Source organism: Paenibacillus sp. 1182, assembly GCF_017833915.1.
GTDB classification, from domain to species: Bacteria; Bacillota; Bacilli; order Paenibacillales; family Paenibacillaceae; genus Paenibacillus; species Paenibacillus polymyxa_D.
On the sequence record NZ_JAFICR010000027.1, the window covers coordinates 1 to 11,819 of the forward strand.

Annotated in this window: 1 protein-coding gene; it reads left to right on the top strand. The window is 52.3% G+C overall.

Annotated elements, in window-relative coordinates:
* Positions 1 to 11,819, top strand: an 11,819-nt coding sequence (locus JOD82_RS28595) for a non-ribosomal peptide synthetase (RefSeq protein WP_209950377.1), incomplete at both ends; no start/stop codon positions are given.

Here is an 11,819-nt window from a genome sequence, read left to right on the forward strand (position 1 = left end):
CTGGACATTCGGTATAACAGCAAAGCCTTCCGTAAGGACACCGTCCAAATGCTGGCTAATCTGTTGAAATCCAATCTGCTTGAGATTATCGAGCATTGTGTCACACGAGATCGGATCGAATTAACTCCAAGTGATGTACTGTTCAAAGGTCTGACCCTGGAGCAATTAGATACGATTAAGGAGCAGACCCAGACGGTTGGGGAATTGGAAAATGTATATCCGTTAACCCCCATGCAAAAGGGTATGCTGTTCCACAGTTTGATGAATGCAGAAACAGGCGTGTATTTTGAGCAGGCGACCTTTGATCTGGAGGGCAACTTTGCGCCATCTATATTCGAGGAAAGCTTGAAGCTGCTGGTTAGTCGACATGCGATATTACGGACGAATTTCTATAGTGGCTGGCATGGTCAACCGTTGCAGATTGTCTATCGTCATAAAAATCCGAGCTTCTTTTATGAGGATGTCAGAGGGTGTGAACAGGCTGTAGCTGAATTTGTGGCCCAGGACAAAGCTCGAGGCTTTGATTTAAGCAAGGATGCGCTCATGCGTGTAGCTGTCTTCCGCACGGGTGATCGCTCATACCGTTTTGTATGGAGCTTCCATCATATTGTGATGGACGGCTGGTGCCTGTCCCTGATGACGGACGAAGTGTTTGGTGCCTATGCTGCCTTGCTGGAGAATAAGCAGCCAGAGCTCGCACCTGTCAAGCCGTATAGTGACTATATCGAATGGTTGGAACATCAAGATGCACAGGAAGCGACCCGTTATTGGAGTGACTATTTGGCGGGTTTTGAGCAGCAAACCTTGTTGCCTGGTGAGAATACGCATGTTTCTGTGGCAGAACGAGATGACGACACAAACAGAAGCGGTCAAAGTTCAAATTCCGGCTATGTTTTGGAAAAACTGCCATTTATGTTGGGCAAAGAACGAAGTGCCGCATTAAAGCAAATAGCCAAGCAACAACATGTCACGATTAACACCTTGCTGCAAAGCGTGTGGGGCGTTATTTTACAGCAATACAATAACAATCAGGATGTTGTGTTTGGTGGTGTGGTATCCGGTCGTCCGGCAGACATTCCAGGCGTGGAGGACATGATCGGACTGTTTATCAATACCATACCGGTTCGGATTCAAAGTGAACGGAATGCTACATTTGCTGAAATATTGCAGCGCACACAGGAACAGGCTTTGGCCTCCGGTGTCTATGACACATTCCCGCTGTACGACATTCAGGCACGGACTGAACAAAAACAAGACCTGATCAATCACATCATGGTCTTTGAAAACTACCCCATCGGGCAGCAGATGAAGCAGATGGGCGGCTCCGGTGAGACCAAGGCACAAACCGGCTTCTCTATTGCCAATGTGGCACTTACAGAGCAAACCAACTACGATTTCAACCTGATTGTCGTGCCTGACGAAGATATCTCTATCCTACTTGAATACAATGCGCTGGTGTATAACCGGTCTGCAATGGAGCGTATCCAGGGTCATATCGACCATGTCATCAGGCAAATCGTAGACAACCCGCATATCTGTGTGAATGAGCTGGCATTGGTGACAGCGGAAGAACAGGCACAGATCATTCAGGTTTGGGGGGATACGGCGGTAGCCTATCCGCAGGATCAGACGCTAAGTGCGTTGTTCGAGCAGCAGGCAGCGAACACGCCGGATCAGGTGGCAGTGCTGTGTGGAGCGGAATCGTTGACCTACGCTGAGTTGAATGAGCGAGCGAACCGTTTGGCTCGGACGCTGCGTGCGGAAGGTGTTGAACCGGATCAACCAGTCGGTATTCTGGTCCGCCGTTCGCTGGAGATGATCGTAGGCATCTACGCGATCCTCAAGGCAGGCGGAGCCTATGTGCCGATTGATCCAGAATATCCAGCCGACCGCATCCGCTTTATGCTGGAGGACTCGGGCGCGAAGCTGGTGCTGACGCAATCGCATCTGGCGGAGCAAGCCTCACTGAGTTTCGACGGCCAGGTGCTGGTGCTGGATCGTCAGGAGCAGGATGGCCAAGACATTTACCACAAAGACGGTTCGAATTTGGAGCCACTGGCCGGGCCGCATCATGTAGCCTATGTCATCTATACCTCCGGCTCCACAGGAAAACCGAAGGGCGTGATGGTGGAGCATCATTCCGTGCTGAACCGGATTTTGTGGATGCATGATCGTTACGGCTTGAGTGCGGAGGATACGATCCTGCAAAAGACCGCCTTCACGTTCGACGTGTCGGTGTGGGAGCTGTTCTGGTGGTCAATGGTCGGCTCGAAGGTAAGCCTGTTGTCCGTGGGCGGGGAAAAGAACCCGGAAGAGATCGTGGACACGATTGCCCGCGATGGCGTAACCACGATGCACTTTGTACCCGCTATGCTGCATGCGTTTCTGGAGTACGTGGAGCAGCAGCCTCGGGAAGTGATGCAAGCGAAGCTGGGCACGCTGCGCCATGTCTTTGCCAGTGGTGAAGCTTTACCGCCACAGCATGTGGCCCGGTTCCAACGACTCGTGTCGAGCCTGACCGGAGCGAAGCTGATCAACCTGTATGGACCAACCGAAGCGACGGTGGACGTATCGTACTTCGATTGCGAGCCGGATGAGGAATATGCGGTTATCCCGATCGGGAAACCGATTCAAAACATTCGTCTGTACATCGTGAAGGAAGGCACGGAGCAATTGCAGCCGATTGGGGTGGCAGGGGAACTGTGCATCGGCGGTGTCGGCGTAGCCCGAGGCTATCTGAATCGTCCGGAGCTGACGGCCGAGAAATTCGTAGCTGATCCGTTTGCTGGCGGGGAAGCAGGCTATGAACGGATGTACCGCACCGGCGATTTGGCGAGATGGATGCCGGACGGCAACATCGAATATCTGGGCCGGATCGACCATCAAGTCAAAATCCGGGGCTACCGGATTGAGCTGGGCGAGGTCGAATCGCAGCTGCTCCAAGTGGAATCGGTACGCGAAGCCGTCGTCATGGCTCGTGCGGATGAAACGGGACAAAAACAAATGGTGGCCTACTATGTTGCGGGGCAAGAGCTAGGAGCCAGTGAGCTGAGAAGTGAGCTGGGCCGGGAGCTGCCAAGCTATATGGTGCCATCGTACTTTGTACAGCTGGAGCAAATGCCGCTGAGTCCCAACGGCAAAATCGACCGTAAGGCCTTGCCGGCACCGGAAGGCAGCCTGCAAACTGGAGCTGATTATGCAGAGCCGCGTACGGCGCAAGAACGCGCACTGGTAGCGGTCTGGCAGTCGGTACTGGGACTACAGACGGTCGGTATTTTGGACAATTTCTTTGATCTGGGCGGCGATTCCATCAAGGCCATTCAAATCGCATCTCGTGCGTTCCAGGCCGGTTATAAGCTGGACATGAAGGATTTGTTCCAGTATCCAACGGTTGCAACACTGGCACCGCATATGCATGAGGTCAGCCGTATGGCAGATCAAGGAGAAGTGAGCGGGGAAACCGCATTGCTACCGATCCAGCATTGGTTCTTTGCGCAGGAGCGCGAGCGTCCGCAGCACTTTAATCAAGCGGTCATGCTCTATCGCGCTGAGGGCTTTAACGAGGCAGTGGTTCGGCAAGTCATGGATCACCTTGTGAAGCATCATGATGCGCTTCGTACGGTTTTCCATCAGGCTCCCGCAGGTTATACGGCTTGGACACGCCCTGTAGAGGAAGGCACGCTGTATACGCTGGAAACGGTGGATTACCGTGAACAGGAAACTTATGCAGAAGCGCTGGAAGCGAAGGTAACGGAAATTCAAAGCAGCATGGACCTGTCCGCAGGACCTTTAGTCAAACTCGGATGGTTCCGCACAGCCGAAGGCGACCATCTGCTAATCGCCATTCACCACTTGGTGGTGGACGGAGTGTCGTGGCGGATTCTGTTCGAAGATTTCTCGACAGGCTACGAGCAGGCGAGCAAGGGTGAGCCTGTACGATTGCCCTATAAAACGGATTCCTTCCAAGCATGGGCACGGGAGTTGTCGTCTTACGCCAACCGTCCTGAGGCTGCCTCGGATGAAGTTTATTGGAAGCAGCTGGAACAGGCCAAAGCGGAAGCCGCACCGCTGCCTAAGGATTTTACCTACGAGGGCTCCTTAAACGCAGACAGCGAAGTGCTGACGGTAGAGTGGACCGAAGCTGAAACGCAGCAGCTGTTAAAGCAGGTCCATCGCGCCTACAACACCGAGGTCAATGATTTGCTGCTGACCGCGCTGGGACTGGCGGTGCACAATTGGACAGGCGCAGGACAGGTACTGGTGAACCTGGAGGGCCATGGCCGGGAAGCGATCCTGCCAGAGGTGGATATGACACGTACCGTAGGTTGGTTTACGAGCTTGTATCCAGTGCTGCTGGAGACCGGCAAGGAAATGACACTGGCTCAGCGGATTAAAGAAACGAAGGAAGGTCTGCGCCGGATTCCACATAAAGGGCTGACCTATGGAACTTGGCGCTACTTGTCTCCTGCGTCTGCATCGGATGAAGCGCATACGATTGCAGCAGAACCGGAAATCAGCTTTAACTATTTGGGTCAGGTCGATCAGGATCTACAAAACAGTGGAATCGCATTGTCACCCTATAGTGCAGGGGAGACAGAGGATGCACATTCACCGCTGCAATATACGCTGGATTTAAACGCGATGATCTCGGAAGGCACGCTGCGCTTGACGATTGCTTACAGCCGTAAGCAGTATCGTAAAGAAACGCTGGAACGTGTGGCAGGACTGCTTCAATCCGCTTTGCAAGAGGTGATTACGCATTGCGTCGCTCAGGAACAGCCGGAACTGACCCCGAGTGATGTATCCTTCAAAGGTCTGACGACTAGAGAACTGGAACAAATTGCGAAACAGGCGGCACATACCGGTGATTTGGAAAATGTATACGCACTGACGCCGATGCAAAAGGGGATGCTCTTTTATAATCTGATGGATTCGCAATCGGGAGCTTATTTTGAACAGGCCTCCTTTGATCTGCGAGGACATTTTAATATCGCTGCATTTGCGGCCAGTTTGGATGTTTTAATGCAACGGCATACGGTACTGCGCACGAACTTCTACAGCGGCTGGCAGGATGAACCGCTTCAGGTTGTGTACCGCAATAAGCGCAGTGAACTGTATGTGGAAGATTTGCGGGATATGAAGGACGAGCAGCAAAACGAATACATGCTCGAATTTACGCGTAAAGACAAGCAAAGAGGCTTTGATCTGGCACAAGACGCCTTGATGCGTGTCGCTGTGTTGCGCACAGGTGAGGAGACGTACCGTTTTGTATGGAGTTTCCATCATATCGTGATGGATGGCTGGTGCTTGTCGCTGGTGACCAACGAAGTGTTTGCGAGCTATTTTGCGATCCTGGCCCATAAACAACCGGAACTGGCCCCTGTAACGCCGTACAGTCAATATATCGAATGGCTGGAGCAGCAGGATCGTCAGGCCGCATCAAGCTACTGGAGCAAGGTTCTGGAAGGATATGAGGAGCAGTCTCGTTTGCCACAGGCTAAAATTCAGGGCAAAACGGGGTATCAGTCGGAGCGTTTAGATTTTGATTTGGGCGCGGATCTCACAGCTGGTATTCAGCGCATAGCCAAGCGTTATCAGGTGACGATCAATATGTTGATGCAGACCGTTTGGGGTATTTTGCTGCAAAAATATAATGGCACCGATGATGTCGTGTTTGGCAGCGTGGTATCTGGACGTCCGGCAGACATTCCGAATGTGGAGCACATCATTGGTCTGTTTATCAATACGATTCCGGTGCGTATCCGCAGTCAAGTGGACAGTTTATTCTCCGATGTGATGAAGCAAACCCAGGAGCAATCGATTGCTTCCCATACCTATGATACGTATCCGTTGTATGAAATTCAGGGACTGTCGGAGCTTAAGCAGGATTTGATCAATCATATTCTTATTTTTGAGAACTATCCGGTCGAGGAACAAATCGAGCAATTAGGCAGCGGTGATGAGTCCAGCTTCACGATCACCGGAGCCGAGTCTGTCGAGCAGACCAACTATGACTTTAACCTGGTGGTGCTGCCGGGGAACACCATTCACATGAGCTTTGGCTATAATGCTCTGGCCTTTGAACGGGAAAGCGTAGAACAAATTCGAGGTCATCTGGTGCAATTGCTGGAGCAGGTGACTGCGAATCCGAACATCCGTGTACATGAGCTGGATATGTTAAACGAGCAGGAGCGCGAGCAAATCGTTAAGGTTTGGGGGAATACAGCAGCAACCTATGCAAGCGAGCAAACGATCCATGGCTTGTTCGAGACGCAAACGGCGCAGACACCGGAGCAGACAGCCTTGTTCTTTGAAGGAGAAACGCTGACTTATCGCGAGCTGAATGAACGCGCCAATCGCCTGGCTCGTACCTTGCGCAGTCAAGGCGTGACGAAAGATCGTTTGGTGGGTCTGATGACCGAGCGGTCGGTGGATATGATCGTGGGCATCTTCGGGATTTTAAAATCCGGAGGCGCATATGTCCCCATCGATCCAACCTACCCGGAAGAGCGTATCCGCTATATGCTGGACGACTCGGGGGCGAAGCTACTGTTGACACAAAGTCATCTGGTGGACAAAGTCGCGTTTGACGGCCACATGCTGGTGCTAGATGGAGCACAAACGGTGTATCACGAGGATGGTTCTAACCTGGAGCCGGGGTCTGGCCCGAATGATTTGGCGTATGTGATTTATACATCAGGTACAACCGGGCAGCCGAAGGGTGTCATGCTGGAGCATCACGGGCTGTGCAATCTGAAAACATATTTTGATCAGACGCTTCGAATCCGCACGTCGGATCATGCGTTGCTGTTCGCTAGCTATTCGTTTGATGCGGCTTGCTGGGAAATCTTCCAAGCGCTGTTCTGCGGAGCCACGTTATATGTGCCAACGACAGAGACGATTTTGAACTACGAGCGGTTTGAGCAATATATGGCGAATCACCGGATTACGGTGGCCGCTTTGCCGCCGACCTATGCGGTGTATCTGGAGCCAGAGCGGATGCCACACCTGCGTATTCTGTTCACTGCGGGTTCAGCATCTTCCACCGAACTGGTATACAAGTGGAAGGATCAAGTGGCGTACTACAACGGCTACGGTCCAACTGAAAACTCAGTTGCAACGTCCATCTGGCCGGTGTCCGAGGATGAGAGAGCTGGACAACTCATTTCCATTGGACGTCCTGTGCCGAATCATCGGGTATACATGGTGGATGGGCATGGACATTTGGCTCCGGTAGGCGTAGCAGGTGAGCTGTGCGTGTCTGGTCCAGGTCTGGCGCGTGGATATCTGGATCGTCCAGAGCTGACGGCGGAGAAATTTGTAGCGAACCCGTTTGCGGTTGGTGAAGCAGGCTATGAACGAATGTACCGTACGGGTGACTTGGCGAGATGGATGACGGACGGCAACATCGAATATTTGGGCCGGATCGACCATCAAGTAAAAATCCGGGGCTACCGGATCGAGCTGGGCGAAGTCGAGGCACAAATCTTGAAAGTGGAAGACGTGCAAGAGGTCATCGTACTGGCCCAGGTGGACGAGCAGGGGCAAAACCAACTGGTGGCGTACTATGTCGCTGAAAGAGACGTAAGCGCGGGTGAACTGCGCAGCTTGCTGGGTGAGGAGCTGCCCAACTATATGGTACCTTCGTACTTCATCCAGCTGGAGCAGATGCCGCTGACACCCAACGGCAAAATCGACCGCAAGGCACTGCTGGCATCGGAGGGTAGCCTGCAAAGCGGAGCGGATTATGTAGAGCCGCGCACAGCGCTGGAGCAGACGTTAGTGTCCATTTGGCAGGCTGTATTAGGAACGAAGAGAATCGGGATTTTGGATAATTTCTTTGATCTGGGCGGCGATTCGATCAAGGCAATCCAGGTATCGTCCCGCTTGCTGCAAGCGGGCTACAAGCTGGAGATGAAGGATTTGTTCCAATATCCGTCCATTTCGTTGCTGAGCGGTCATGTACACAAGGTCAGCCGTACAGCCGATCAGCGGGTGGTCTCGGGAGCAGTTAAATTGAGCCCAATACAGCAATGGTTCTTTGGACAATCCTCAGCAGAGCCACATTATTTCAACCAATCGGTGATGCTGTATAGAGCACAAGGATTCGATGAAGCCGCATTGCATCAAACGGTGACCAAGGTAACTGAGCATCATGATGCGCTGCGTATGGTCTTCCGTCAGACCGAACAGGGCTATGAAGCGTGGAATCGTGGTTTGAACGAAGGTCAGCTGTACAGTCTGGACGTTGTTGATTTGACGGGTGTCGAAGACGCGGCAGATGTGACGGTGGCGATTGAAATGAAAGCCAATGCCATCCAAAGTTCCATTCGTCTGGACGAAGGACCGCTGGTGAAGCTGGGACTTTTCCGCTGCATGGATGGAGATCATTTACTGATTGCCATTCACCATTTGGTCATAGACGGGATTTCGTGGCGGATTGTGTTTGAGGATTTTGCCACTGGGTATGAGCAGGCCGTGCGGGGAGAAGCGATTCGCCTGCCATATAAAACGGACTCTTTCTCTGCTTGGGCAGAGCAGTTGTCTCAATATGCGAACAGTCCGGCGATCGACAACGAACGCGAATATTGGCAGCATCTTGCCCAAATGGAAGTTGCATCGTTGCCTAAGGATCAAGAGAGAGCGGAGGGACAACATTCTCTAATCAGAGACACTGCGACGGTGAGCGTAGCTTGGAGCGAACAGGAAACACGGCTGCTGCTGCTGGAATCGCATCGGGCGTATAACACAGAGGTCAATGATCTGCTGTTAACCGCACTCGGCACCGCGTTATATAACTGGAGCGGTCAGGAGCGTGTGCTGGTCAATCTGGAGGGCCATGGCCGGGAAGCCATTGTTCCAGATATCGATATCACCCGTACCGTGGGCTGGTTTACGAGTCAGTATCCAGTACTGCTGGGTGTGGATGGGAAGGCAGAAGTAGGGCAGCGAATCAAGCGGGTGAAGGAAGATCTGCGTCATGTGCCGCATAAGGGTATTGGCTACGGTATTTTGAAGTATATGTCTCAGCATGATGTCCATCCTTCCTTGACCTTGCAGCCTGAAATTAGCTTTAACTATTTGGGACAGTTTGATCAGGACTTAGAAAATGGGGATATCACGCTGTCTTCGCATCCAGGTGGAGAGCCGATGAGTGACCATACCGTTCTGGAGCAGCCGCTGAATGTGAACGGCATGATTACAGCAGGCGGGCTGACACTGGAAATTCGCTATGACAGCCACGTATATCATCAGCAAAATGTAGAGAACTTTGCGCAGTTGCTGCAGGAAAGCCTGCAGGAAGTGATCGCGCATTGTGCCTCCCAAGAGCGGAGCGAACTAACCCCAAGCGATGTCTTGTTCAAAGGCTTGTCGTTGGAACAACTGGAGCAATTGACGGAGCAAACGGCTTCTGTGGGCGAACTGGAAAATGTGTATGCTCTTTCGCCGATGCAGAAGGGGATGCTGTTCCATAGTCTGATGGAGCCGGACTCAGGTGCATACTTCCAGCAAGCGTCGTTTGATCAAAAAGGCAGCTTTGATGTTGAAATTTTCCGCAAGAGTCTAGATGTACTGACACAGCGTCATGAAGCACTGCGGACGAATTTCCATCGATTTGAAACAGGACATGGTCCGGAGCCATTGCAAATCGTGTTCCGTCACAAAGATAGCGATCTGTCCTTCAAGGATATACGCGAAATGCAGGAAGCGGAGCAACAGGCGTATATCCAGACGTTTAAGCAGGAAGACCAGGCTAGAGGCTTTGATCTCGGTACGGATGCACTTATGCGCGTACAGGTATTGCAGACCGATGAAGAAACGTATCATTTGGTCTGGAGCTTCCATCACATTGTCATGGATGGCTGGTGCTTATCGCTCGTTACAGGCGAAGTGTTTGGTACGTACTTTGCGCTGCTGGAGCAGAAACAGCCGGAGCTTGCTCCTGTCACATCATATGGTCAATATATCGAATGGCTAGAGCGTCAGGATGAACGTGCGGCACAAGAGTATTGGAGCAGCTATTTGGCTGGCTTTGAACAGCAAACCTTGTTACCTGGATTGGATACTTCATCGAAAGACCAAGCGGCTAATACTGTATTCGCTACAGCAAACGAAACCAGGGAATATATTTCTGAAAAAATAACGGTAGATCTGGATCCAGCGTGGAGCGAAGCGATGTACCGGATTGCAAAGCAGCAGCAGGTCACGATTAATACGCTGATGCAGAGCGTGTGGGGCCTTATTTTGCAGAAATATAACAACAATGAGGATGTTGTATTCGGCAGTGTGGTATCTGGACGTCCGACGGATATTGCGGGTGTAGAGCATATGATCGGTCTGTTCATTAATACGATCCCAGTGCGGATTCAAAGTGAACAGAATGCCACGTTTGTGGACATCATGCGGAAAACGCAGGAGCAGGCACTGGCCTCAGGAGCCTATGACAGCTTCCCGCTGTATGAAATTCAGGCATTGACCGAGCAGAAGCAGCATCTGATTAACCACATTATGGTATTTGAGAATTATCCGGTAGAGGAGCAAGTCGAGCAGCTTGGGGAAGTTCGTCCATCCGCTTTTGAAATTACGAATGTGGAGGTTGTCGAGCAAACAAACTATGATCTGGACTTGATTGTGATGCCCGATGAAACCTTCCGCATTATGTTCAGATATAACGCCAATGTATACGATCGGTCTACGATCGAGCGGATGCAGGGACATGTACTGCATGTCATCGAGCAAATCGTGAATAATCCGCATATCCGTGTGAATGAGCTGGAATTGGTGACACCGGAAGAGCAGGCGCAGATCGTTCAGGTCTGGGGGGATACGGCGGCAGCTTATCCGCAGGATCAAACGCTAAGCGCACTGTTCGAGCAGCAGGCAGCGAATACACCGGATCAGGCAGCAGTGTTGTGCGGATCGGAATCGTTGACCTACGCGGAGTTGAATGAGCGCGCGAACCGACTCGCACGCACTTTGCGTGCGGAAGGCGTCGAGCCGGATCAGCCTGTAGGCATACTGGCTCACCGTTCTCTGGACATGATCGTAGGTATTTATGCGATCCTCAAAGCAGGCGGAGCCTACGTGCCAATTGATCCAGAATATCCGGCCGACCGCATCCGCTTCATGCTGGAGGATTCGGGAGCGAAGCTGGTGCTGACGCAATCGCATCTGGCGGAGCAAGCATCGCTGAGTTTCGACGGCCAGGTGCTGGTGCTGGATCGTCAGGAGCAGGCTGGCCAAGACATTTACCACGAAGACGGCTCGAATCTGGAGCCACTGGCCGGACCGCACCATGTCGCCTATGTCATTTATACCTCTGGCTCCACGGGAAAACCGAAGGGCGTGATGGTGGAGCACCATTCTGTGCTGAATCGGATTTTGTGGATGCATGATCGGTACGGCTTGAGTGCGGAAGATACGATCCTGCAAAAGACCGCCTTCACGTTCGACGTGTCGGTGTGGGAGCTGTTCTGGTGGTCGCTGGTCGGCTCGAAGGTGAGCTTGCTGTCGGTAGGCGGGGAAAAGAACCCGGAAGACATCGTGGACACGATTGCCCGCGATGGAGTGAGCACGATGCACTTTGTACCTGCCATGCTGCATGCGTTCCTGGAGTATGTGGAGCAGCAGCCACGGGAAGTGATGCAAGCGAAACTGGCAACGCTGCGCCATGTCTTTGCCAGTGGTGAAGCCTTGCCGCCACAGCATGTGGCTCGCTTCCAACGGCTCGTGTCGAGCCTGACCGGAGCGAAGCTGATCAACCTGTACGGTCCAACCGAAGCGACGGTGGACGTATCGTACTTTGATTGCGAGCCGAC